The organism is Desulfosarcina ovata subsp. ovata (assembly GCF_009689005.1).
Lineage (GTDB): Bacteria > Desulfobacterota > Desulfobacteria > Desulfobacterales > Desulfosarcinaceae > Desulfosarcina > Desulfosarcina ovata.
The window spans coordinates 4534786-4561088 of the sequence record NZ_AP021879.1 but is presented as its reverse complement, the minus strand read 5'-3'; the positions used below and the strand labels follow the sequence as shown (position 1 = coordinate 4561088).

Here is a 26303-nt window from a genome sequence, read left to right as displayed (position 1 = left end):
CTATAGCCTCGAACGTTTTTAATTTCGCCCGGAGATTCCCTGCGGTACTTTCTGCTGACCACGAGGTATCTGAATCCTTTTTTCTCTCAGCCATTGCACGTTTTCTTTCGTCGCGATTCCGACATCCATTACTATAGCATTTAAGATAATGTTTTTGGCAAGGCCAGAGGGAGGAAGCCGTATTGTCATACTGCGACGACCGATAACGCAGCCCAAAAACATTATCTTGAATGCTATATCAGCGACTTGTCTTCTCCGAAAATCTTCCCGGCATAGCACTGCGCAGTCTTTTCAACTTCCGCGGGAAGTTCAAACAGCGACATTTGGCCGCTCAAGATGTCCCTTATCCGGCAGCATATGTCGGGCCATGCCTCTCTCGGATATGGGAAATGCCTTCCCAAATTCATTCGCAAATATTCGCAAGGTTCCCAAGATCGAGAAGTCCATGATGCGCGAGGTTCAGGGGCCGGGTAAAAACAACTATCACCGACCGGAATGCTGCTTCCCTTTGGTTACAACATGTTCGTGGCCTTCTGGGCGGCTCATTATGCTGCCGAGAAACTGGGGGTGGAAGTCATTCCCGGCGGTGTGCTCAATACGGAAGCGCGGATTTTAAAAATGCAGGAGCTGGATTTCTGCGATGCCGCGGATATGCTTCTGAAATGAAATCAAAACGGTAGCCCGCCGCATGTGGCGAGCTACCGTTTTCAGGGAGGACCGGTTCGTGTCGGGAGGAATCGGTCGCATTCGATCATTAGATGTCGTAGTACAGGTGGAACTCGTGCGGATGCGGACGCAGCTTCACTGGGTTGACCTCGTTTTCGGTCTTGTAGTCAATCCACATATCAATCACGTCCTTGGTGAAGACGTCGCCTTTGAGCAGGAATTCGTTATCTTCGGCCAGCGCTGCCAGCGAGACATCCAGAGCGCCCGGCGCGGACGGAATTTCGGCCAGTTCTTCGGGTGGCAGATCGTAAAGGTTCTTATCCAGCGGATCGCCCGGATCGAGTTTGTTCTGGATGCCGTCGAGGACGGCCATCAGCATGGCGGAGAAGGCCAGGTAGCCGTTGCAGGACGGGTCAGGCGTACGGAACTCGATACGTTTGGCCTTGGGTGATGCCGAATACATGGGAATCCGGATGGCGGCGCTGCGGTTCCGGCTGGAGTACGCCAGATTCACCGGTGCCTCGAAACCCGGCACCAGGCGTTTGTAGGAGTTGGTGGTCGGGTTGGTGAAAGCGCACAGGGCCCGGCAATGTTTCAGGATGCCGCCGATGGCCCACAGGGCTTCCTGGGAGACGCCGGCATACTTGTCACCGGCGAACAGGGGTTTGTCGCCGTTCCAGATGCTGATGTGGGTGTGCATACCGGTACCGTTGTCCTCGAAGAGCGGTTTGGGCATGAAGGTCACGGTATGGCCGGCTTGGTAGGCGACGTTTTTAAGGACATACTTGAACCACATGAGCTGGTCGGCCATCTGCACCAAGGGTTTGAAGCGCATGTCAATCTCGGCCTGACCGGAAGTGGCCACTTCGTGATGCTGGCACTCCACGTCGATGCCCAGGGCTTCCAGGGTCAGCAGCATGTCGGAGCGCAGGTCCTGAAACTTGTCCGACGGCGGTACGGGGAAGTAGCCTTCCTTGTGGCGCGGTTTGTATCCCAGGTTGGGCTCTTCACAGCGTCCGGTATTCCAGGTGCCTTCCACGGAATCCACCGCGTAGAAACAGCCATTGCGGTTGCTTTCGTAACGGATGTCGTCAAAGATGAAAAATTCGGCTTCGGGGCCAAAGAAGGCGGTGTCACCGATTCCGGTGCTTTTCAGGTAGGCTTCGGCCTTGTTGGCGATGTTGCGCGGGTCGCGGGAATAGGCCTCCAGGGTAATGGGGTCGACGATGTTGCCGATTACGGCCAGGGTCGGGGCCTTGAAGAAGGGGTCGATTTTCGCCGTAGCGGCATCGGGCACCACCAGCATGTCACTAGCGTTGATCGGCTGCCAGCCACGGATACTGGATCCGTCAAAACCGAACCCTTCATCGAAGCTGCTTTCACTGAGTTCGCTGATCGGAACACTGAAGTGCTGCCACATTCCGGGAAAATCCATAAAGCGGATATCGACGATTTTTACGCCTTTTTCCTTTGCCATTGCCATAACTTGTGCTGGTGTCATGTGTCCTCCACAAAAAAAAGAAGTGTTGAAAAAGTTGGTAGTTTATTCCGTTTGAAACAAGAGTATTGACACTGATTCGGGTTAGGATCGGGGATGAAATTAATTGAACGTAATTGCGCCGGGCTTGTGTTCGTCTTCAAGGTGCATCAAGGGTTGCATACCGGGAGTATGTGGCCGTTGACGCAACGCGGAAGACGGACTCAAGAACAAGCAATTTCGTTTAATTCATAAAATTCCCAATCCTTAGATGGCGTCTTTACCCTTCTCGCCGGTACGAACCCGGATGACCTCTTCAATGGAAAAGACGAAAATTTTACCATCACCGATTTTTCCGGTGTTGGCCGATTTCTGAATCGCGTCCACCACCTGGTCGGCCCGATCGGCATCGACGATGATCTCAATCTTGACCTTGGGAATGAAATCCACCACATACTCGGCACCACGGTAAATTTCCTTGTGACCCTTCTGGCGGCCGTACCCTTTGACCTCTGAAATGGTCATTCCCTGGACGCCGATCTCGTTGAGGGCCTCTTTGACATCGTCCAGTTTGAATGGCTTGACGATGGCCTCGATTTTCTTCATTGCTAACCTCCTGTTGTTAATGGCCGAGAGGGCGATGGACGCCTCCCCAAAAGTTAAACCGTTTACGCAATCTCAAATCCGCGTTCACCGTGCAGCGCGTTATCCAAGCCCATAACCTCATCGTCCTGTTCGACCCGCAGGCCACCGGTGACGGCCTTGGTGATGAAGATGATAATCAGCGTACCCACCGCCGTGAAAACGGCCGTGGCGACAATCGAAACGACCTGGGTCCACAATTGCCCGGGGTTGCCGTAGAACAGGCCGACAGCACCCTCATTAATGGCGGGATTGGCGAAAAGACCGGTGGCCAATGCGCCCCAGAGGCCGCACATACCGTGGACGCCAAAGGCGTCCAGGGAGTCGTCGTAACCGATTTTATGTTTGACGACAGCCACGAAAAAGTAGCCCAGGCACCCCGAGACCAGGCCGATAATCAGGGATGCGGGCAGATTGACGAACCCGGCAGCCGGTGTAATGGCAACCAGGCCGGCCACCACACCGGAGGCAATGCCCAGCACCGTAGGTTTGCCGGTGACGATCCATTCACAAAACATCCATACCAGCGCGGCCGTGGCAGCGGAGGTATTGGTGACCAGAAAGGCTGAGGCGGCCACACCATCGGCGGCCAGTTGGCTGCCGGCGTTGAATCCGAACCAGCCGAACCACAAAAGCGCTGCCCCCAGTGCAGTAAGGGCGATACTGGAGGGAAACATGGCCTCCTTGCCGTAGCCGATGCGTTTTCCCAAAACCAGCGAGAGGACCAGACCGGCCACACCGGCATTGATATGAACCACGTTACCGCCGGCAAAATCGAGAGCGCCCATCTCTCCCATCCAGCCACCGCCCCACACCCAATGGGCGATGGGACAATAAATGAAAGTGACCCACAGGATGGTGAACACAATCCATGCGGAAAACTTCATGCGGTCGACGATGGAACCGAGCACCAAGGCTACGGTGATACCGGCAAAGGTCATCTGAAACAGGGCAAAGACAAAGGTCGGAATGGTGCCGGAAAGGCTGTTGACGCCAATGCCGGCCATGAAAAAGTGATCGAATCCCCCGATGATTCCCCCGTTGCTGGTTCCAAAGGCAAGGGTGTACCCCCACATCATCCAGATAATGCTGGCCAGGCAATAGGAGACGAAGGTCATGGCCAGGGTGTTGAGCAGATTTTTATACCGGGACATGCCGCCATAAAACAGAGCCAGCCCGGCGGGCGTCATCATCATGACCAGTGCGGTGGAGACGATCATCCAGGCGGTATCACCGGTATTGAGCACATCCTCGGCAAACGCCGGGGTCGCAATCAGTCCAAACGTCAACGTCAGCCAAACAGATTTTAATCTCATCTTGTCGTTTTCCTCTTGTTTTTTTCGGCGTTGAACCTTGTACCTCTGAATTTCCTCGATGCGGGTCTGCTCAGCCATGTTGCGGATCTTCACCCGGGAGAATCTCCTTGATGGCTGCCTTGACGGATTCAACCTGCTGCGGTGCGTCCACCTTCTGGCCGTCGAAATCCCTCACGTAAAACACATCGACCACTTGATCTACCTTGGTGGCGATTTTGGCCACCCAGATATCCAGGCCACTTTTGAACAGGGCGTCGGTGACCCGGAACAAGAGGCCCGGAAAATCAAAAGTAACAACTTCAATAATGGTAAAAAAGCTGGAGGTCTCGTTGTCAACAACAATTTCCGTGGGCCGCTCGGCCGTATAAGGCTGGATCGGCGCGGTATCGTTTTTCTTGCGGAGCAGTTCCTTGCTCAGTTCCAGCTGACCGGCCAGAGCATCCTCGAGATTGCAGCGGGCGCGTTCCCAACGCTCATCTTCAAAAATCGGGTCCGGCGGTGGGTTCACCTCGAAAACGTCGAGGGCGATATTGTTGCGCCAGGTGAAAACCTGCACGTCGAGAATGTCGATCCCGTTCAGGGTGAAGACGCCGGCAATCCGCGAAATGAGACCGGGCCGGTCCTTGGCGCATATGGTAACCGTACGGGTATCGGCGTCGGCCGACTTGTCGATGTGCCAGACAAAAGGTCGTTCACCCAATTCAGTGTGTAGCGCCAGGTGCCGGGGAATGTTCTCGACAGGGGTGTATAGCATATATCGGGGCGACATGAAATTGAGCAGTGCATCAAGCTGTTCGGCCGCTATCGTTTCCGTCATGGACTGCGCTACGGCCTGGCGTTTTTTCTCGACGATTCTCACGGCCCGCCCGGATGCCAGTTCGCCATTTTTGAGAATATTAAACACTTTTAGAAAGAGGTTGCGCAGCAGCGATGAGGTCCAATCGTTCCAAGCTTTGGGTCCCGTCGCCATGGAGTCCGCCACCGTGAGCAAATAGAGCATTTTCAATGTCTCGATCTTTTTGATCGTGCGGGCCAGGGAGATGGCGGTCTCTTCATCATTGATATCGCGCCGTGTGGCGTTCTGGGCCAAAAGCAGATGGTGCTCGACAAGAAAGGCGACCGTTTTGGCATCGGCAGGATTGAAGCCCTTTTGCAAAAGGATTTTTTCGGCCATGGCCGCGCCCCGTTCGGAATGCCCGGCAATCGGCTCACCCTTGCCGATATCGTGAAGCAGTGCCGCCCAGAGCAACAGCTTTTTCTTCTTCAACTCCTTGTATAAATCCGTTACCAACGGATCGGCCGGTGCCAAGGCATCGGCATCAAAATTACGAAGAATCCTGATCGTATACAAAAGGTGCCGGGCAACCGGGTAAAGATGGTACTGGTCAAACTGAATCCGGTTGACCACATCCTTGAATTCAGGAATAAAGCGGACCAGAAAGCCCGTGTTGAGCATCTGGTTGAGCACTTCAAAGGCACGTGAGGAACGGATCAAAATCCTTTCGAATTGCTTGACGACGTCGGGATCGGAACGGAAACGATCATCGACCAGGTAGCTGAAATCTGCCACCAGGCGTTTGGCCTCACTGTTCAGCGGCGCTTTCTGGGCCGCGCTCTCGACGAATATGTCGATCAGCAGGCGCGGGTTGTTGAGAATTTTTTCCGGGGAGGTGAAGTTGAGCATGCCCCGGTTGAATTTGAGACCCTTGATTTCGGTGGTTTTCAGGCCTTTGTTCTTTCTTTTCAGCCGCTTCTGCTGTTCCATCTCATAGAGGAACATTTCATGCTGCTGCTTCACGTATTCCATATGCCGGTGCAGCTCGCCCAACAGATATTCGACGGGCAGATGCCCGTTGACCGGCGGTATGCCCATCGCCTCGGCCAGCTTGCGTTGCTGCTCCAAATGAATCTGGTCCGATTTTCGATTCATCATCAGGTGAAAGCGGTTGCGCACGTCCCAGATGAAATTGAGCGCCTCATTCAGGCGGGCATAATCGTCATGGGAAAAATAGCCGTAATACTCAAGATCCCGGCGCTGCTTGATGCCGGACTTGATCTTGGCGATCCACAACATGGTGTGGTAGTCGCGAAGACCGCCCTGGCCTTCCTTGAAATTGGGCTCCAACAGGTAGGAAGAATCGCCAAATCGGCGGTGACGGTCACGGTTGGTGTCCACCAGCCAGGAAATGATCGAGTCGGGTTTCAGATTAATGAACTTGCTGCGAATCTGATCCATCAGTTTCATGAACAAGGGGGACATCCCGCAGATAAAACGGGCATCCAGGATCGATGTGAGCACCTCGAAATCCTTGCGCGCCATGGCCATGCATTCTTTGATCGACCGGGTCGCGTGCCCCACATCCAGGCCCATGTCCCAAAGCGGATAAATAATTTCGCGCACCAGATCTTCGGCAACCCGGGGGACCCGCTTTTCGAACAGAAACAGAAGGTCAACATCCGAATAGACACACTGCTCACCTCTGCCGTACCCCCCCAGGGCCACGACGGCATATGGGTTTTTGGCGATGTCCATTTTCGGGCCGACGACGCTTTTTTCATAGCTTTGGCGAAAGTAATCGTCGATCAGCCGGGCGTGGTCATCGAGAAAGGTGGGTGCTTTGCCGGCCAGCAGGTTGTCGATGAGCGTTGCCCGGCCCGCTTTCAGGGCCTGTGAAACATCGGCGTAGAGGTTTTGAGTGTGCGTGTCTGTCACGTCATTGTCCTTGTTAAATGCTTGGCACCATTAAAGTTAGCAACACACATGCCACTTGCCACAAATGAAATAAAATACAAAGAATACAAGATATTGCAATTTCCCTGAAGCGTTTCTTTATTTGGCGGTCAACTACAATAACGTAACTTGTAAATTTTATAAATTACAAATTTGGCATTTGTGTTTTGGAATGGCGATTTGAAACGTAATAAAAAGGTAAAAATGGGATATTTTTTGACAGAAATCGCCTAACAATACACCCCGAAGCAGCGCTGCCACTTCAGGGTGTATTGGGGAGGAGGAAGGCAACCGATTGGCCAGTCAGATCAACACAATCGATTTGCCGGCCAGCAATTTATGCCTGGGGAGCCGGTTTGCCCGCAGCGGCATAGCCCGCCATGGCGGAAGAGGACATTCCGGCGGTGGCGGAGGTGCCGCCAGTGGAGACACCGAAATCCGGGTAGCCGACACCCCCATGCTCGGAGTAATCCAAACCTTCGATCTCTTCTTCCGGAGAGACGCGCAGACCAATGGTTTTGTCGATAATTTTGAACATGATGAAGGCCATCGGAAAAGTCCACAGAAAACAGGCGGCGATGCCCAGCAGCTGGACCCCGATGATACCGGCGGAGGTTCCACCGATGTTGAAGATGCCGGCGGCCAGGGTGCCCCAGGCACCGTTGACACCGTGAACAGAGACGGCGCCGACCGGGTCGTCGATTTTGATTTTGTCAAAAAACATAACTGAGAAGACCACGATAACTCCGGCAATTGCACCGATAATAATGGAACTGCTGGGGGAAACATTGGCACAGCCGGCGGTAATGGCTACCAGTCCGGCCAGGGCGCCGTTAAGGCTCATGCCCACTTCGGGCTTACCGAATTTCATCCAGGAAACGACCATGGCCAGAATCGCACCGGCGGCGGCAGCCAGGTTGGTATTGACGAAGATCATGGCGATGCTGGTGTCGGCGGTGGTGGTGGAGCCGGGGTTGAACCCGAACCAACCCAGCCAGAGGACGAACACACCAACGGCGGCCAATGGAATGTTGTGACCCAGGATCGGTTTGATTTTACCGTCTTTGGTGTACTTGCCCAGACGGGGACCCAGAACGATGGCGCCGGCCAAACCGGCCCAGCCACCGACCGAGTGAACCACGGTGGAGCCGGCAAAGTCGATGAAGCCGAAGCCTTCCAGCCAGCCGCTGCCGTTGAACAGGCTGCCCCAGGCCCAGGAACCGAACACCGGGTAAATCAGGCCGGAGATAAAAATGCTGTAGATGATGTAACCGGTAAACTTGGTTCTTTCCGCCATGGCACCGGAGACGATGGTGGCGGCAGTGGCGGCGAAGACGACCTGAAACATCCAGAAGGCCAGCACCCAGGGATCACCGTCAGGGGTGAAATCGCTAAGGAAAAAACCTGTGGTGCCAAACCAGCCGGTAGCACTGGCACCGAACATGATGCCGAAACCAATGGCCCAGAAGGAGATGGAGCCGATGGAAAAGTCCATCAGGTTTTTCATCATGATGTTGACAGAGTTTTTCGCACGCGTAAAACCGCATTCGACCATGGCAAAGCCGGCCTGCATAAAGAAAACCAGGGCCGCGGCGACCAGCGTCCACACGTAGTTGGCATGGGTCTGGACCAGATCGATGGCTTCCTTGTTGCTCAGTACAGTGGGTTCGGGATCGGATGCCATGGCAACGGGAACACTGATCAGGGTTACCAGCAGCAGCAGGATAAAGGCTTTGAATTTCATTTTTTTCTCCTTGTCAATGGGATGGGTGTAAATTGTATGGTTATTCAAGGTCTTGTTTATGTCGGAACTGCTTAAATCGCCTCTTTTCCCGATTCGCCGGTCCGAATCCGCCAGGCACCTTCGATGGACATGACGAAGATCTTGCCGTCTCCCACACTGCCGGTATTGGCCACCTCGGTAATGGTGGAAATGACCTGGTCGACCATGTCAGCGTCGACGACCAGATCAATTTTGACCTTGGGTACGAAGTCGGTCTGGTATTCGGCACCGCGGTAAATTTCCTTATGACCCCGCTGGCGGCCGAAGCCTTTTACTTCGCTGACCGTCATGCCCGATACACCGATTCGATTGAGGGCGTCCTTCACATCATCCAGTTTGAACGGCTTGACAATCGCTTCAATTTTCTTCATTGCAAATCTCTCCTGTTGGTAAAAACGTTGAGCACTCCCGGGCTTTAACTCCTGTTGCCCTTTACTTTCAGCAACCGCTGTGCCAGAGTTGCTTCAGCATTGTTAACAATAAGAAATTATTATATAATAAAATTATCGGAGGTAAGTCTTCTCTGGAAATAATCACAACAATGTAATTTTATAACTGACAAAATTACTTTTTTTGTGTTTTTTATTTGATTTAATACAAATATGTCATTTTAAAGCCATAGCGCTTTGCCGGGTGTCCACAGACGGGCGGGTGCCCGTTAGAAATTGTGGGTGCGAAAAAGGGATCGCGGAATGTGGACGGGCCTTGGCAAGGTGCTTTTATGAAGCGGTCGCAAAAGGTTGCCGAGTCGTCGGGGGTACTTCCAATTCGGGTACGGCCAAGGGCCGTGGCGGCTGATATAGGTTGGATTGAAACGTTTATTCTAATGAACGATTACAAAATTGTATTTTTCCAATATACGCGGTATTTGCCCCGTGCCGATAATTTCGGGGTGACGTCGCATCCGGCCCCGCCGCTTTGTTTTCCACTTTAATTTATGACTTGAATTTTACCTTTGATATCCATAAGCTACTTTTTTTGACAAAGCTGACGGCACTCTTTTTACACAACGTATTCGTCCGACGGGAGAACCATAGATGACAATCGCTAAAAAAATAAACGAGATGATGACCAAATCGTCCTGGATTCGAAAAATGTTTGAAGAAGGGGCCCGGCTGAAAGCCGAGCATGGCGCCGATAAGGTGTTCGATTTCAGTCTGGGGAACCCAAACCTGCCGCCACCGGAAAAATTCAACGAAATCCTGCGGGATACGGTGGACAGCTGCGGGCTTGGCGACCATTGTTACATGCCCCAGGCCGGTTTTCCCCAGGTCTGTGTTTCCATTGCGGACTATCTGACCCGTGAACAGGGTCTTGCCATTACCTGCGATGAGATCATCATGACCTGCGGTGCGGCCGGTGCGCTGAATGTCATCTTCAAGGCGCTTTTGGATCCCGGTGATGAAGTGCTGAGCCCGGCGCCCTGTTTTGTGGAATATGGATTTTATGCGGACAACCACGGCGGCGTCCTTAAAATGGTCAATACCCGTCCTGATTTTACCCTCGACCTGGAGGCCATGGGTGATGCCATCACCGCCAAAACAAAAATTGTGCTGATCAATTCGCCCAACAATCCCACCGGCCAAATCTATGACAAGGCCAGCCTGGATGCGTTGGGCCAACTGCTCAGCCAGAAGAGCGAGGCATTCGGACACATTATTTATCTGATTTCCGACGAGCCCTATCGGAAAATCGTTTTCGATGGCGCTGACGTGCCGTCCATTTTTCAAAGTTACGATCAGAGCATCATCGCCACCTCGTATTCAAAAGACATATCCATTCCCGGCGAGCGAATCGGCTTTGCCGCGCTGAATCCGGCAACCACCCATAAAAAAGAGGTCATGGCGGGAATGGCGCTGGCCAACCGTATTCTCGGTTTTGTAAATGCCCCCGCCCTGATGCAGCGTGTGGTGGCCGGCATGCAGGGAATGAGTGTGGACATCGCCGAATATCAGCGCAAACGGGACCTTTTCTGTGACGGCCTGGCCGACGCCGGCTACGATTTCATCACACCGACCGGAGCCTTTTATCTGTTTCCGCGAACGCCCATCGCCGATGATGTGGCCTTTGTCACCGCCCTGCAGAAAGAACTGATCCTGGTCGTTCCCGGTAGCGGTTTTGCCGGCCCCGGCCATTTTCGCATCGCTTTCTGCGTTGACGATCAGACCATTGTCAATTCCCTGCCGGGTTTCAAGAAAGTGATGCAGCAATATAAATAGTTCCCATCCAGAAACAGATGACCTATTTTCATTCCACTGCTTCAAGCAAAAGGAGGATGCACACATGAAAATCTTAAAAATCGATCATCTGGGTATCGCGGTGAACAGCATCGAAGACGGCAAATCCTTCTGGTCTGGAATTCTGGGGCTCGATTTTGAAGGGACGGAAACCGTTGCCGAGCAGAAGGTCACCACGGCATTTTTTCCGGTAGGGCAAAGCGAAGTGGAACTGCTGGAGTCGACCGCACCGGACGGACCGGTGGCCAAATACATCGAAAAACGCGGCCAGGGAATCCAACATGTGGCCTTTCGGGTTGCCGACATCGAGGCCGCACTGGCGGAACTGAAGGAAAAGGGCGTGGCCTTGATCGACCAGCAACCCAGAATCGGTGCCGGTGGCGCAAAAATTGCTTTTTTACACCCCAAAGCCACCAATGGCGTCCTGGTGGAGCTTTGCCAGCGGGACTGATCTGATTGGTGCGTTTGCCCATAGCGATGGCTTAATGACGGCCTCCATGGAAGTACTTGCCCGCCTCATGCGGGAGCTGGAAGATCAACTGGATGCCTGCATGCGTTGCGGCATGTGCCATTCGGTCTGCCCGCTTTTTGAACAGACCGGTCGGGAGACTGATGTGGCCCGGGGCAAACTGGCGCTGCTAAGCGGCCTGATGGAAAGGATGTTCGACGACCCTCAAGGGGTCTCTCGGCGGATCGACAAATGCCTGCTTTGCGGGTCGTGCACGGCCAGTTGCCCCAGCGGAGTCCACGCCCAGGAAATTTTTCTCAAAGCCCGCGCCGTTCTGGGCGGGTATATGGGCCTCTCACCGGCCAACCGGGTGATTCTGCGGGGGATGCTGTCCCACCCGGCCCTTTTCGACCGATTGGCCGAGTGGGCGGCCCGTTTTCAGGCCCTTTTCACCCGTCCGGCCAATGACGTCCTGAACACCTCCTGTGTCCGGGCCATGTCACCATGGTTTCAGGATCGCCATTTCCAACTTCTCGCAGCAGAGCCCTTCCATCGCCAGGTTCCCTTCCTGGATCGACCGGCGGGCAAATCAGGGCTGAAAGTGGCCCTTTTTACCGGTTGCCTGATCGATAAAATCTTTCCCCATGTGGCCCGCAGTGTGGTCCGCGTTCTGGAGCATCTGGGAGTGGGGATCTATCTGCCGGAAAACCAAGGGTGCTGTGGTATTCCGGCGCTCTCCAGCGGGGACATGCAAACATTTGAAAAACTGCTGGCCCACAATCTGCAGCGCTTTTCAACGGGCGCGTTCGATGTGCTGGTGACCGCCTGCGCCACCTGCACCAGCACCATTCACAAAGTGTGGCCGCAAATGGCCGGCCGGCGCTATCGGCAAGAGGCCTCACAGCTGGCCGACCGGACCATGGACATCAGCCAGTTCCTGGTGCGCGAATCCGGATTGCCTGCCCTGCCAGAATCATCGGCAGCACCGCGCATGGTTACCTACCACGACCCGTGCCACCTGAAAAAAGGCCTGAATGTGTTCAAGGAGCCCCGCGCCGTAATCAACGCGGCCCCCGGTTACCGGCTGAAAGAAATGGCCGAGCCGGACCGGTGCTGCGGCATGGGCGGCTGCTTCAATCTGAAGTACTATGGTCTTTCCAGGGAAATCGGTCGAAAGAAAGCGGCTCAGATCATGGATACCTGCGCGGACGTGCTGGTTACGGGATGTCCGGCCTGCATGATCCAAATGGCCGACATGCTCTCCCAGGCCGGTTCAGGGATCGCCATCCGTCATCCTATTGAGCTTTGCGCGGAAGCGCTGGACGACTGAACCCGGAAGGCAACGGCCGGTATCCTCACCGCAAAATTGAGCGAAAAAAGAGAACGCGTCAAAACGGGAAACGGCACGCGTTGCTTGGAGGGCAACTTGCGCACCGTTCCCAATGTGGGTCTGTTTGGAAGTGGGTGCCGCCGTCTGCCGGCGGCCAGGTGATATAGCATTCAAAACAATGTTTTTGGGCTACGTTATCGGTCGAAAGCGGTATGGGTTATACAGCTTCCTCCCTCTGGCCTTGCCAAAAACATTGTCTTAAACACTATATTATATCGGCTGGCGCCGTCTTTCGACAAGCGCCGGCCCTGTTTTCGATTAAGACAGTTTAACCAACCGGCAGGCCACACCGCGCATGGTGATGTAACCGGAGACCGGGTCAAGCAGTTCGGCATCCAAAAGGACATTACAGTTGGCATCGGCCCAGCCATGGGGGACGTTAACGACGCCGGGCAGAATGTCCGGGGTAACCAAAGCGCGCATCTTGATGCTGCCGCGCGGGGTTTCGATACCGATTAATTCACCATCGAAGATATTGTACTTGTCGGCGGTAGCCGTGTTGATTTCCGCCTCGGGTTCAGGGCGGACCACGCGCAAGGTGGTATCGCGCATCTGGGCATCGATGTATTCGACGGTTCGGGCGCCGGTGTTAAGGACTTCCGGGTATTCCTTGGCCAGTTCCGGATTGCTGACCTTGCTCTGTTCGGGCTCGACATGCACGGGAATGGGATCGGCACCCAACTCGGCCATACGATCCGAGTAAAGCTCGACCTTCTTGCTGGCAGTGAAAAATCCTTTTTTCTCGTGGTACCCGTACTCTTTTTTACCGAAGTAGAGGCCTTCCGGGTTATCCTTCAACTGCTGCATGGTGATGCCGGAGGTGGAGAAAAAGTGTTCGGCCACTTCCTCGTCCGAGTTCCACGGGAAGTATTCCTCGTATCCCATCTTGCGGCCCAGTTCGCTCCAGATCCACCAGATCGATTTGCTTTCATACAGCGGTTCGATCACGGCTTTGCGCAGCATAATCCAAGGCTCGCAATAGGAGATACCGTAAGGGAATCCGCCTATGCCGGTCTCTTCAAAGCAGGTGCAGGCGGGCAGGACATAGTCGGCCAGGTTGGCGGTTTCGGTCATCATGGGATCCATGACCACGATCAGGTCCTGGTTTTTCATGGCGGCGTTGAAGCGCTTGGTATCGGCAAAGGTCACGGCCGGGTTGCCGCCCGAGCAGATGAAGGCCTTGATCGGGTAAGGGTTGCCCGTGATCATGGTATCGCACATCAGGGATGAGGACCCATAAGGGGGCGGATTTTTACCGAACTGATGAAATACGGGAAATTCATCATATCCCAAGGCATTGCCTTCGATTTTATCGGTCAGGCGCATGTCGGCCAGGCGAATCATCGGACAGGTGACCCATCCGCCAGGACGTTCGACATTGCCGGTGATAGCTTGCAGGATGGAGTAAAGCCGATGGTTCTGCAGACCATTGGTCCCCTGGTTCATGCCCCCCACGCCTTCAACGATGCAGCCGGCATTGGCATTGGCGAACATGCGGGAAATCATACGGATTTCCGCGGCGCCCACACCGGTGACCTTGGCGGCCCATTCGGGCGTGCAGTCGGCGACGGATTCGGCCAGTTTGTCAAAACCATGGCAGTATTTTTCGACAAACTCCTTGTCATACAGCCCTTCTTTGATGATCACATGGATCATGGCCTGGCCGATGGCCGCGTCCGTGCCCGGACGCGGCTGCATGAAAATGCCATGTTTGGAGATGGGAATGCGACGCACATCGATGGTGATCAGGGATGCGCCGGCTTTGACGGCATCACGGATGATGCGACCCATGGGAAAGTAGCTTTCATCCGGGTTGCGGCCCCAGAGAATGATACAGTCGGCGTTGGCCGGTTCTTCCACCGGATAGCGGCCAAAGGTGATCTGGCGGGCGAGGATACGGGAGCGGAAGCAGTTTCCTTCTGCGTTGAAGAAGTTGGGGCTGCCGTAAGCACCGCGGAAGCGCTGGTTGAAGGCGGCCATTTCAAAGTGTTCCACACCGACGGAGCCGGTATAGGTGGCCAGGGTTTTGGCGCCGTATTTGTCTTTGAGCTCCAGTAGCTTGTCGCCGATTTCCTGCAATGCCTAGTCCCAGGAGACCGACTGGAATTTGCCGTCGACCTTCTTCAACGGGGTCTTGACGCGGTTGGCGGAATAGACATATTCGGGAACGCGTTCGCCCTTGGGACAAATGGCGCCTTTGTTGAGCCAATGATCCTCAATTCCCTCCACTTTGATCAGCTTGCCGTCTTCAACATATGCATTGATGCCGCAACAGTTGATACATAGGCCACAATCGGTTTTAATGACTTCCATCGCAGACCCTCCAAAATTTAAAAATGTGGTTGACGTATTGAACGAATCTTCGCTTGCTTGTGTATACAATCAGCGTCTTCGGCAAGGCCGCCTGACGGTTCCAGCTGGGGCGGTAGGGCGGTTTCATTCCCGCCTTGAAGAAACCCGTATCGATCCACGTTGATTAACAGAATCCTTGTTAAGGTTCTGTGAAGCACTGTTGTTTCATATGTTTTCGCTCCATGGGCCGTTGCTTGACTTAAGATTCTCCATGGAGAACTATTGATCTCTATGTCTACCCAGGCGGCCAGATTTTGTCAAGCAAAAAAAAAATGCGATTCAGCGTTTTTTGGTATCAACATCGATATCTGCAAAGCTAGCGAAAACAGCCAAAATGCTATCCATATATAAATATGTCCTAAAATTTTAGTCTATTATCATCTTACCGGGTGATTCTTGACCGTTTGTACAGCTTAGCATATCAATCGTTCATATCAAAGATGATATACGATGGTGTTTTTTGGGCGGTAACAAAAAGCCGCCCCATAACGACCATGGGGCGACCATATTTATAAAAAATCCAAGCGGTTTTCATACGATGGTGGGTTGTACCGAACCGGTGGAGGCAGGTTGCATACAATTTTGAGGGGGAACAATAAACCGAGCTGGAAAATATCAGTCTACCAAACGCTGAACCCCTCAATGGATAGGCTGACATTACTGTATAAAAAACCAATACTGTTCGGCACATTCATTGATAAGAGTATTGAGCAATAACTTTGGCGATATTCACATCAAATATTTCTAACAAATTATTTTTTACTGCTAATAACCAGTGAAGACCAATTTTATAAAACTGTTTTAATTTTTCTCCAAGAAGAGTTACTAACCCGCAAACATATGGTCTTTTTGCATTTGAATTGGAGCATGAAGATGAAGTTAGCAAGGTTTCGTTCTTATTATTTTCTTCAGATTCATGCTCATCTTTTTCATTTTCTCTGCTTATTATTTCCGTATCTTGTTTGAATGATAATAACAATAGATAAGCAATCATATACAAGTAGAATTGTATCTGTACGCCATGAGGAGATTGGCTCATTAAGTGAATTCCCTTGAAGGTTCTTTTTATGAAGCGAAAAAAAAGTTCCACTTGCCACCTGTAAGCGTAAAGCATTATAATTTCGTAAGTTGTCAAATCATTTCTGTTTGTGATCAAAATGTAGTTTTCGCCCATAGCCGTAAAGCTAACAATACGATAACTTGCTTTGTTTTCATCGCTATTGAATATTATATTTGAATCTGTGATGTCACTGAAAAATTTCAAGAATGTATCCGGTACGGTGGCAGTGAGACACTCTTTTACAGTGTACGTCATATTCGACTTTCCGCGAATAATAAAAAATGCATTGCTGTCGGATATCTGCTTGAACAGATTGAAAGCGATATAGCCTCGATCACAGACATATGTAATGCCTTCGCGAAGAATTTGCTTAACAAATTCTTTTTCGGAAAAGTTACCTTCCGTACTGATAAATTCGGTTGGAATCATTCGGTTGAGTTCAAAAGATAAATGCATTTTGATCGCATTAGCGGTTTTCTTGTAACAAGCCCATGCCATATTGGAAATGGCCGGAAAAAGCGAACCATCTACAATTAGCATTTTTCCAAGATGACTGATTTCCGGAATTTTATGCAAATCCAATTCTTTTACCAACTGATGGAATATATCTTTAAATATTTCTGGGGGATAACGATTAAACGCTTCATTATACATAGACTTCGATGCGACGACCAATCCTAATGCCTTAGCAGTTGGTGATGTTTTGATCTCAGTGACGATTTGTCCAACGCTTTTAATTCTGGTTATTATTCCAAAAAGCAAATTTGTGGTGAACGATGATAATGAAAGCTTGTAAGTGTCCAAATCATTATGGAGACTATTTTGATTAACCTCAATCAATGGTAGCACCGGTGATAGAATTGTTTGAAAAACATTTTTGTCGATGTGTTCGCTCATGGAGACCTCCTGATTAATTAATTGTACCCACCATGATTAAAACACAAAGCGATCTTTTTGTCCAGTGCTATTTTTTATTTTAATAACAGGATGTTATGGCAATATATATGCCGAACAGTATTGATAAAAAACAATGCCTGTTTTTTTGATCCGGCGATGTTTCAGGAAATGGGTACGGATATCGCCCGTCTGTCCGAGCCCGCCAGACTGGCAAAGCCGCTTTTTACGATAAGTGCCCTCTATCCTCCCACCACGGGCAAACCTTGCCGGGACACTCCTTGTTCAAATGCCGCTGGCGGCAGCGGGTATCCCCTTCGGCTTTGAGCGCAATCGGCAGGATTTCCCGGGATTGTACGGCAACCGCTTTCAGAACGGTCCAGACTTCGCGCTGGCAGCAACGTGCGGCCTCAACCCTACTGATTCCTGCGATCAGTGCGCCGGTCAGATCCTGTACGATCTTGCGCTGGGTCGGCGTAAGCGGTGTGCTTTTCAATATCACTCCAAATGCGATCCCCGCCCCCAGGGGGGCACCGCAGCCGCCCCAGAATCCACAGGTGCCACCGGGAATCCCCTTCCCGCGGTCGATGGCGGTCTGGATGTCAGCATCGGCCACATCCCCCCCCCGATTACGGTAAGTGGCGACGATGGCCCCGGCAATGGCAAAGTGATGCTCCGGGCCATGCAGGGGAACGGCCGGGTGACTGCGGATGGTGTTGATCAGGGTGATCATATCCGTTTCGGCGGTGGTCTGGCAGATGCGCCGAACCACAAGGTCGGCATCCTGGCTGTGGCAACGGTCGCAGACGAAATGCCCGTTGGTGCACACCGCGTTGGCCGGCAAGGTCTCTCCACAGAAACAGCAAGCCATAGGACGATCTGCGGTGAGGTATTCCAGGGGGCTGCCACAGCGCATGCATCCGTTTAAAAGCCGCACCCCGGGGGAAGAGGCCGGCTCGGCGGCATGCTGTGCTTCGGGTGGTGTATAGCAGGCACAGGTGTTCTCGCCCTGGGCTCCAATCACGGTCCCCGTGTCGTCCAGCAGAAAGAGGGCGTTGCTGTCGGCATCGGTACCGCTCCAGGGGACTTCGGTGGTCTCGCCGCGAAGGAGGACCTGCCCGCCGTCGGTGATGACCGCGGCAAAGGGACCGGGGTAGATGACCGGCCGGGTCGTTGGTTTCTCCGGCCGATAGGCGGTAAAGGTCAGCGAGTGGAAACGGTGCCCCTGCACCTCACGGTAGAAAAACCGTTTGAGAATCTGAATGCGCTCAAAGCCGATGGATTCGAGCAGCGACACCAGCCGGCTTTGCAGCATGGCCCCGGAGATGCATTCCCCACGCAACTTGGCATCGTTGAGGATCGCCGCCGGCGGCAATGTGTCCGTGGTCACATCCGAAATGACCAGGCGCCCCCCGGGCTTGAGAATGCGGTAAATTTCGCTGAAAGTACGCTGTTTGTCCTCCGACAGGTTGACCACACAGTTGGAAATCACCGCATCGGCCGTCCGGTCATTCAGCGGGATGGCCTCCAGATACCCTTTTTTAAAGCTGACGTTGGCGTACCCCAGGTTTCTGGCAACCCTCCCGGTCGCCCCGTTGGCCAGGGCCAGCATGTCATCGGTCATATCGATGCCGAATACGGCACCCGCTTGGCTCACCTTTTTCGCAGCGATAAAACATTCGACCCCGGCGCCCGCCCCCAGGTCCACCAAGACTTCCCCGGGTTGCAGATCGGCGTCCATCACCGGACTGCCGCAGCCATAGGAACGCACCCGGGCGGAGTCGGGGATATGGGCAATTTCATCTTCAGCATAACAGACCGGGTTGATGATGTCGGTGTTGGGGGTTACCGCAGCCTGGGTGTAAAAAGCACCGACAACTTCCCTGGCACTGGCCACCGAGAGGACGCAGTTGCTGTGGGTCAGGCTGACGCCGTTACCGCCGTTATCGCAGGAAAGCAGCCGGTCGCCCATTTTCAGGCGAATCCGGGGCCGATCATCGTCTGCGGTCTCCACCGCGGCCTCGCTCATGAGCCACAGGGCCAACTGCCGGTAAAGCCGGCGATGGGGGTCGGCCCCGGAAAAACGACCGGCGGCGTAGTAGCTGTGATCCATGTCGCTGCCGCCGATGAGATAGCGGAGCGGATCGGTGGCTTCATCGGGATCGGTGGCGACCGACAGACCACGCAATTGCGCGAAAAAATCGCTTTTGCGCCACACCGTTTCAATCCCCTCGCGGATGTGGCCTGCGCATGCCGGACCCTGACCGATGAGTGCCGGGGTGGGATAAATTCGGCCGTCCGGCCCCACGGCGATGGAAGTCCACCCGCCGCCACCCAAATCATGGCGGGTGCCGGGAGGAGAAAAAATCCGTCCGGCAAGGCTGCTGATGTTGTCGATCTCGATGTTGGCGCCACGGGCTCGCTTGTTGGCGGCAATCAGTCCATTGAAAAGGGGCTCGGGATCCAGGGCGGTTTCGGGCCGGGCGTTGCCCGTTACCAAAAGCCACAAATAATGCACTCCACGGATGCCATGGGCACGGGCCACCTCCACCGGGTGGGACATGGCGGTCAGGTTGTCCCGGTCCACGGCCATGGCCAGGTTGGTATCGATGCCGCTCTTGCCCACCCATCCCAGCACCCTGACCAGCCGGTCATAACTGCCCGCCCCCCGGAGCCGGTCATGGGTGGCTCGGTCACCATCCAGGCTGATCTGCAGGTGGATGCGCTGCCGGGGAAGTGCAGAGATGGTTTCCCAACGCTCTTCCAAAAGAAGCCCGTTGGTCAGGATGACCAAATGATTCTGCTCCGAGTATTCCAGGATGGTGCGGCAGATTTGAGGAAAATCCGGGTGGATCAGCGGTTCGCCGCCGGTGATGAAAAAAAGCCGTGCCCCCAGATCGAAACTTTGCAGGAATGCGGCGTGGAAATCTTCCAAGGAGAGAGTGGTGCGCGTTTTCGGCGAGCAGGCGAAAAGGCAGTGGCGGCAAGCGAGGTTGCAGCGGTCGGTAATGTGAAACCAGCACTCTTCCAGCCGATCCAGACCCAACACTGAAGCGCGTCCCAAATAGGGTTCCGGTGCCGCAATGCTCATCTGGCCGATCAATTGCCGGGCGCGGGTCATCCCCAAGGGGTCGAAGCCGTTGTTTAAAGCACCACCGTTTTGGATGCGTTGAATATAGGCGTCACCGGCCGTTGTCGGAATTATCCAAAGGGGCAATTCCGGCTGCAGATAGATAGGGGTATCGTTGAATTCAAGGCGTTTCCACTGGCTCAGATCGGGTCGTTTCATGGGCGCGGGTCCATAAAATTGTTGGGGGTTTGCATCTCCGATTGACATAACCGCAGGTCGCTACGGGCAAGATTATTTTGGTTTTAAGATCATAATCAACGCTCCGGGACAAGTAAAATAGTATTTCTCGATACCATACCCATCGGTCATCGTTTATAGCAATTTGCTTTCCGCTATCTCCACGGTTAGTTTCAGCCGACAGGGAGGCACAATGGTCGAAAACAGTTCGATTTGCATTACGCCGGAAATGACGGTACTGGATATCGTCAGTCGTTACCGCCAAACCGAGACCATATTCAAACAGTGGGACGCCCGGGCCGGCGCCTGTATTTGTTGTCAGGCATTGTTCGATACCCTGCAGCAGGTGGCTGAGCGCTATGGACTGGACCTTGACCGGTTGGTGGCCGAACTTAACGATTCCGCCAGGCATATGAAAGCATCGTCAGTGTGAAGGAAGGATGACCTTACGGTAATTCTATGCCGGGCACAAGGAGAACCATGATGACCGAGAAAGCGCCGTACCCAAAAGGTTTGCGCCTGACCGAAACGGTCAAAGGGGCCGGTTGAGCCTCTAAACTGCCTCCAGGGGACCTGGACAGGGCATTATGCGGCTTGGATTTCCCAGCCGACAACAACGTGCTTGTGGGGTTGTCCCGGGCCGATGACGCCGGAGTGTATCAAGTCTCCGACGATTTGGCCTTGATTCAGACCGTCGACTTTTTCACGCCGGTGGTCGACGATCCTTACTGGTTCGGCCAGATTGCTGCGGCCAATGCCTTAAGTGACGTCTACGCCATGGGCGGTGAACCCAAAACCGCCATGAACCTGGTTGGATTTCCCTTGAAACAGATGGATCTTTCCGTACTGAGAGCGGTGATCCAGGGAGGAATCGATAAAATCAGGGAAGCCGGCGCGGTGCTTTTGGGCGGTCACAGCGTGGAAGACGATGAATTCAAGTACGGGCTGTCCGTTACCGGGTTTATCCATCCGCGGGAAATCCTGACCAAGCAGGGGATGCACGCCGGTGACCGCCTGGTGATTACCAAACCGCTCGGAACCGGCATCGTCAACACGGCCATCAAGGGAAATCTCGCATCCCAAGCCATGATCGACGAGGTGACTACCATCATGGCCACCTTGAATCGGACCGCCGCCATGGTCATGCGCCAATACCCGGTGCACGCCTGCACCGATATCACCGGTTTCGGTCTGATCGGGCACCTGGCCGAAATGCTTCAGGGCTCCGCTGTGGGACTTCGCATCGATACCGGTCGGCTGCCGGTGATCGACGCGGCCCTGGAGTTCGCCGCCATGGGACTGGTCCCGGGGGGCGCATACAAAAATCGATCGTTCCGCGAAGCCATGGTAGCAATGAATGAGGGGATCGACCCGGCCATTGGGGATATCCTCTACGATCCTCAAACCTCCGGCGGTCTGTGTATCGTCGTCGACGCTGGATCCGCATCCGCGATGGTGGACCACCTCAAGTCTGAAGGCGTGTCCCAGGCGGCCATGATTGGTGAGGTGGTGGATGAGCCGGCCGGTAAAATCCTGGTCCGTTGATCGCCGATAGCCGGCGCGCAATTGGAAAAACATAGAGAATAAAGGAAGCGGCAGTGAAAAAAATTGATGCGAGAGGGTTGTCCTGTCCGGCACCGGTACTGGAAACCAAGGCGGCTGTGGAGCAACTGCACCCAAATCAGATCGAAGTGCTGGTGGACAACGAACCGGCACAACAGAATGTGACCCGTTTTCTTGGCTCCCAGGGCTATCAGACTGAAGTGAAACAGGATGGGGAGCTGTTCACGATCGTCGGTACCGGTGGCGACGAGGCGCCTGAGCCGGTACCGGCAGATGGCCAATCGGATACCGACACCGGCAAAATCATGGTGATGGTGGCGGCGGATTGCATGGGCACCGGGGACGATGAACTGGGTGCCAAGCTGATGATCAACTTCATCAAAACCCTCAAGGAGATGGGCGATTCGCTATGGCGCCTGGTGTTTGTCAACGGCGGCGTAAAGTTGACCATCAGCGAGGCGGCCAGCCTGACGGATCTGAAGGAACTGGAGGCGGCCGGTTTGACCATTCTGGTGTGCGGTACCTGCTTGGACCACTTCAAACTGCTGGAACAGAAACAGGTGGGGCAGACCACCAACATGCTGGATATCGTCACCGCCATGCAACTGGCGGACAAAGTGATCAATATCTGATTTCTCTCTCCAACTCGGTCAACGCCCGGCGAATCTGGCGCAGTGCCTGCCGGATACGATTTTCGTTTTCCACCAGGGCCAGGCGCAGGAAACCGTCGCCCTCCTCGCCGAAACCGGCTCCGGGCGTAATGGCCACATTGGCCCGCTGCATCATTTCTACGGCAAATTTCAACGACCCCATGCGGCTCCAGGGTTCGGGTATTTTTACCCACACGAACATACCCGCCTTGGGTTTTTCCACCGGCCAGCCCATACGTTCCAATCCGTCACAAAGGACATCCCGCCGGCCCCGGTACGTTTCGGCCTGAATCGCAATGTCATCCTCGCAATCGCGCATGGCCACGATCCCGGCAACCTGAATGGGAGAAAAAATACCATAATCATAGTAGCCCTTGATGCGGCCCAGACCTTCGATGATTTTCGGGTTGCCCACACAATAGCCCAGCCGCCAACCGGCCATGTTGTAAGATTTGGAGAAAGAGCCGAACTCCACCCCCACATCCATGGCACCGGGCACTTCCAGAAAACTGGGTGCGGTGTACCCATCGAAGGTGATCCGACCATAGGCAAAATCGTTGACCACCATAAAGCCATATCGTTTGGCCAGTGCGACCACCTCGGTGAAAAACTCCTTCGATGCCAGCGTGCCGGTGGGATTGTGGGGATAGTTGAGCATGAGCAGGCGCGGCAGCGGCGTCAGGGATTCGCACATGGTGGTAATACGCTGCAAAAACTGATCTTCCGAGGCAATGGGGATGCGAATCACGTTGGCACCGGCGATGACCGCGGCGTAAACATGGATGGGAAAAGCCGGGGCAGCCACCAGGACCGTGTCGCCGGGTCCCACCAGGGCCAGGCAGAGATGCGAGATGCCCTCCTTGGAACCGATGGTGCAAATAACCTCTTCTTCAGATGCCAGTTTCACGCCATAATTGCGCTGGTAGTAAAGGGCGATCTCGCGCCGCAGGTTGCGCATGCCGCCGGCCACCGGATAGCGGTGGGTTTTGGGGTCCTGGGTCACCTCACGCAGCTTGCCGATCACCGTATCCGGTGCCGGGTCCATGGGGTTGCCCATGCCCAGGTCGATCACATCCTCACCATTCCAGCGCCGTTCCATCATCATCTTGTTGATCATACCGAACAGGTAGGGCGGCAGTTGGGACATGCGTTCCGAGAAATGAATGTTTACGGTTTTCTCCATCTTTTCTCCTTCATCGTTTTTTCGTTACCGCCACCACTGGGATGAAAAAACAAAAAACCCCCGTTCCGTCCGGCCCGGGGGTAAAGCGAAAAGGGCCGGCGTCGGGTCCGGCCCAATGATATCGGTGATTCAGCGTTATGGGGTGCTGCCGCCGACCGTCAATGGACCGAGTCCGTTGCGGCGGCCGCGGCGAGAAGGATATTGATCTTCACGGCAGTTGGCCTTTCACTTGGGGCAGCAGGTTGTCAATTAAAAATTCCATAGCAAAATCCTCACGCGTCTGTCAATGGATTGCTGATGCGAGCCATAAATTGGCGGACAGGATTTGACCCGGGATTTTCAACTGTCGTATAGTAAAATTTCGGATGATGAGGATACCGGATCTGAAACACGCCTGAACAAATCCGCCCTCGGCCAGCATCAAGGCGATTGTCGGATAAGAATATACCAGGATGCGCAGGATTTTCATTCGTATTCAAGGCGGGCTTTTTTACGCATAGTGGGGCTATGTGTGGAAACGCCCAACGCAGAAGACGGATGAAAAGACAAGCAGGCGGGTATATTCTTTGACAGAAATCGCCCAAGGCCTGGAGCAATCCACACGAAAGCACCCGGCTCGAAAAAGGATTGAGGGGTTGAACCGTCATGATGTTTATCCTGAAAAAGGTGATCGCGCCGTTTATCCTCCCACCGGGAATCTTCATCTTGATAATCGTTGCGATGGGTTTGGTGCTGACTTTCAGCCGGCGCTGGCGGATCGGGCTGATCAACCTGGCCATCGGGCTTAGTCTATGGGCGCTCTGCCTGGGACCGGTAGCCAACTTTCTGATGCGTGGCCTGGAAGCGGAGTTTTCCATTCCATCCGACCCGATCGGGGATGTGGTGATCCTACTGGGTGGAGGAATTGTCGACCGTGTGCCGGATCTTACCGGGAGATCGGCCCCATCGCCGATGATGATGGGGCGCGTGGTCACCGCAGCAAGGCTTTACCAACGCTTGAAGCTGCCCGTTATCGTCAGCGGAGGTCGGTTGTTCGATGACGGCGGTGCGGCCGAAGCGCCGGTGATCAAACGTTTTCTCGTGGATCTGGGAATCCCGGAAAGAATGATCATTACGGAAGACCGCGCGCAGGACACCGCCCAGAACGCTCGGCTGACAGCGGCCATCTGTCATCAGCACGGATACCGGCAACCGATTCTGCTCACCGCCGCTTATCATTTGAAACGGGCCCGCATGGCCTTCGAGAGTGCCGGCATGGCCGTAACTCCGTTTCCGGCCTATTTTCTTGGTGCACGTGACGTTCCCCATACCTGGCGCCAGTGGCTGCCCCATGCCGGCACTCTTTATATCAGTGCCAGTGCCCTTCACGAATATGTCGGCATCCTCTATTACCGGATGGTCGAATGATAACAGGGTAACCGCATTTAGAGCCCGGATTAGAAAAATTTGGTCGCAGGCATGGCCAGCTCTTACAGAAAATGGTGTAGAACCAAACGATTGGCACGCGTAGGAGCGGGCCATGCCCGCGAAAAAATAAAAATCAATCCAAATGCGGTCACCCTGCGAATGATAACCCTTGCGATGGATCGGTTGACAGCCTATGGTAACATATTTACGGGGACATGATACGAGCGACCGTAAACATGAACCGACACCACCAAGGATGGCTCACCATGAATCGACAAGCACTTCTTCCCCTCGTGATCCTGTTGTGGGGAGGACTGTGGGCCTGTTCGGTCCCGGTGTCGATGAGCACATCGGCCCGTATTTCCGCCCCCGGGGATCAGGAACTTAAAAACGGGATCTACTGGTATCAGAAGGGGTGCCTGAGAAAGGCCGTGGACCACCTGAACGCCGCCCATGAAATGTATTGCCTGGCGGATCACCCGGTGGGGGTGGCCCGCAGCCTGACCAGTCTGGGCAATGTTTACCGGCAGGCCGGTGATCCTGAAAATGCCGGGTATTTCTATGATGCCGCCATTGCCATGGCCAGACGGTGCGACGATCGGCAGATGGTGGCCCAGACTCTGGTCAACAAGGTGGCGCTGTTGATCGACAGGGACGATCGCTCCGCTGCCGAAGTTCTCCTGGAGGAAGCCCGTGTGCTCTCCCAGGAAAGCGGTTCGGTTTTTGCCGCGGTGCTGAATTACCAGGCCGTATTGATGATGAAGACGCAGCGAAACGATCAGGCGGCACTTTTGCTGGATCAGGCCGAATCGGTCGCGACCGGGAACATCCGGGCGACGCTGCATTATACCCGGGGGCGTCTGCTGATGCAAACCGGTAAAGCTTCGCGGGCCCGGAATTTTTTCGAGCAGGCCCTGGAGATGGATCGACAGGCCGGATTTTCCCGGGGGATGGCGGCGGATCTCTTCGCCATGGCCGATAGTTACGAATCCAGTGGCGAGTATGACGCCGCCCTGAGCTGCCTGGAGCGCAGCCTCAAAATTTACGCCCTGCTGGAAGACCGACAGCGTGTCCTGGCTGGCCTCGACCACCTGGAAGGACTGGCCCGGACTACCGGCAGCGATATCCGGGTCACCCTGCATGTCATCAACCAATGGCTGGCCGGAGAGGCCGTCGATGCCATCTGCCGCTGAGATA

20 protein-coding genes are annotated in these 26303 nt (G+C 54.2%); 9 read left to right on the top strand and 11 right to left on the bottom strand.

What is annotated here, in order from left to right; genetic code table 11:
• The first annotated feature begins 495 nt into the window (after positions 1-495).
• Positions 496-666, top strand: coding sequence for a hypothetical protein (locus tag GN112_RS20130; protein ID WP_155311857.1), 171 nt, complete (start codon positions 496-498; stop codon positions 664-666).
• Between the two features lie 88 nt (positions 667-754).
• Here the strand turns inward: GN112_RS20130 and glnA are convergent, their stop codons facing one another.
• From glnA to GN112_RS20100, 6 genes are all read right to left on the bottom strand, one after another.
• Entirely contained in the window at positions 755-2167 is a 1413-nt protein-coding gene (gene glnA, locus GN112_RS20125; protein WP_155311856.1) for a type I glutamate--ammonia ligase, read from the bottom strand.
• 243 nt (positions 2168-2410) lie between these two features.
• On the bottom strand, positions 2411-2749 hold the full coding sequence (locus GN112_RS20120) for a P-II family nitrogen regulator (protein ID WP_155311855.1): 339 nt from the start codon (positions 2747-2749) through the stop codon (positions 2411-2413).
• Positions 2750-2811: 62 nt separating this feature from the next.
• Entirely contained in the window at positions 2812-4101 is a 1290-nt protein-coding gene (locus GN112_RS20115; RefSeq protein WP_155314312.1) for an ammonium transporter, read from the bottom strand.
• 70 nt (positions 4102-4171) lie between these two features.
• Positions 4172-6814, bottom strand: coding sequence for a [protein-PII] uridylyltransferase (glnD, locus tag GN112_RS20110; RefSeq protein ID WP_155311854.1), 2643 nt, complete (start codon positions 6812-6814; stop codon positions 4172-4174).
• 355 nt (positions 6815-7169) lie between these two features.
• The gene (locus GN112_RS20105; RefSeq protein WP_155311853.1) at positions 7170-8576 is read right to left on the bottom strand and encodes an ammonium transporter; all 1407 of its coding nucleotides are present in this window, start codon (positions 8574-8576) and stop codon (positions 7170-7172) included.
• A gap of 71 nt (positions 8577-8647) precedes the next feature.
• Positions 8648-8986, bottom strand: a complete 339-nt coding sequence (locus GN112_RS20100) for a P-II family nitrogen regulator (protein ID WP_155311852.1) — start codon at positions 8984-8986, stop codon at positions 8648-8650.
• Positions 8987-9652: 666 nt separating this feature from the next.
• Between GN112_RS20100 and GN112_RS20095 the strand changes: the two genes are divergently transcribed.
• From GN112_RS20095 to GN112_RS20085, 3 genes are all read left to right on the top strand, one after another.
• Complete coding sequence (locus tag GN112_RS20095) at positions 9653-10834, top strand: pyridoxal phosphate-dependent aminotransferase (RefSeq protein ID WP_155311851.1); 1182 nt, start codon at positions 9653-9655, stop codon at positions 10832-10834.
• Between the two features lie 64 nt (positions 10835-10898).
• Positions 10899-11303, top strand: a complete 405-nt coding sequence (gene mce, locus GN112_RS20090) for a methylmalonyl-CoA epimerase (protein WP_155311850.1) — start codon at positions 10899-10901, stop codon at positions 11301-11303.
• A gap of 46 nt (positions 11304-11349) precedes the next feature.
• Positions 11350-12630, top strand: a complete 1281-nt coding sequence (locus tag GN112_RS20085) for a (Fe-S)-binding protein (RefSeq protein ID WP_231717077.1) — start codon at positions 11350-11352, stop codon at positions 12628-12630.
• 318 nt (positions 12631-12948) lie between these two features.
• On the opposite strand, the gene GN112_RS20080 is transcribed toward GN112_RS20085, so the two are convergent.
• From GN112_RS20080 to GN112_RS20065, 4 genes are all read right to left on the bottom strand, one after another.
• Positions 12949-14769 carry a molybdopterin-containing oxidoreductase family protein gene (locus GN112_RS20080; RefSeq protein ID WP_155311848.1) on the bottom strand — a complete coding sequence of 607 codons (1821 nt, stop codon included), beginning with the start codon at positions 14767-14769 and terminating at the stop codon, positions 12949-12951.
• 3 nt (positions 14770-14772) lie between these two features.
• The gene (locus tag GN112_RS20075; protein WP_155311847.1) at positions 14773-15003 is read right to left on the bottom strand and encodes a hypothetical protein; all 231 of its coding nucleotides are present in this window, start codon (positions 15001-15003) and stop codon (positions 14773-14775) included.
• A gap of 730 nt (positions 15004-15733) precedes the next feature.
• Positions 15734-16999, bottom strand: a complete 1266-nt coding sequence (locus tag GN112_RS20070; RefSeq protein ID WP_155308364.1) for an IS4 family transposase — start codon at positions 16997-16999, stop codon at positions 15734-15736.
• Between the two features lie 223 nt (positions 17000-17222).
• On the bottom strand, positions 17223-20285 hold the full coding sequence (locus GN112_RS20065) for a DUF5714 domain-containing protein (protein ID WP_162459039.1): 3063 nt from the start codon (positions 20283-20285) through the stop codon (positions 17223-17225).
• A 211-nt stretch (positions 20286-20496) separates the two neighbouring features.
• Between GN112_RS20065 and GN112_RS20060 the strand changes: the two genes are divergently transcribed.
• Genes GN112_RS20060 through yedF form a run of 3 tightly spaced genes read left to right on the top strand, consistent with a single transcriptional unit; the run spans position 20497 to position 22498 of the window.
• Positions 20497-20736 (top strand): DUF1858 domain-containing protein, encoded by a 240-nt coding sequence (locus GN112_RS20060; RefSeq protein WP_155311845.1) that lies wholly within the window; start codon positions 20497-20499, stop codon positions 20734-20736.
• A 50-nt stretch (positions 20737-20786) separates the two neighbouring features.
• Positions 20787-21848, top strand: a complete 1062-nt coding sequence (gene selD, locus GN112_RS20055; protein WP_155314311.1) for a selenide, water dikinase SelD — start codon at positions 20787-20789, stop codon at positions 21846-21848.
• Positions 21849-21901: 53 nt separating this feature from the next.
• The gene (gene yedF / locus GN112_RS20050) at positions 21902-22498 is read left to right on the top strand and encodes a sulfurtransferase-like selenium metabolism protein YedF (protein WP_155311844.1); all 597 of its coding nucleotides are present in this window, start codon (positions 21902-21904) and stop codon (positions 22496-22498) included.
• Here yedF and GN112_RS20045 read toward each other — a convergent pair.
• Positions 22488-23699: an aminotransferase class I/II-fold pyridoxal phosphate-dependent enzyme gene (locus GN112_RS20045; RefSeq protein ID WP_155311843.1), complete on the bottom strand. Its 1212-nt coding sequence runs from the start codon at positions 23697-23699 to the stop codon at positions 22488-22490. The two genes, yedF and GN112_RS20045, sit on opposite strands and share 11 nt — an antisense overlap.
• A gap of 645 nt (positions 23700-24344) precedes the next feature.
• Here GN112_RS20045 and GN112_RS20040 point away from each other — a divergent pair.
• Positions 24345-25106 (top strand): YdcF family protein, encoded by a 762-nt coding sequence (locus GN112_RS20040; RefSeq protein WP_155311842.1) that lies wholly within the window; start codon positions 24345-24347, stop codon positions 25104-25106.
• 266 nt (positions 25107-25372) lie between these two features.
• Positions 25373-26299 carry a tetratricopeptide repeat protein gene (locus tag GN112_RS20035; protein ID WP_162459038.1) on the top strand — a complete coding sequence of 309 codons (927 nt, stop codon included), beginning with the start codon at positions 25373-25375 and terminating at the stop codon, positions 26297-26299.
• Positions 26300-26303: the final 4 nt, after the last annotated feature.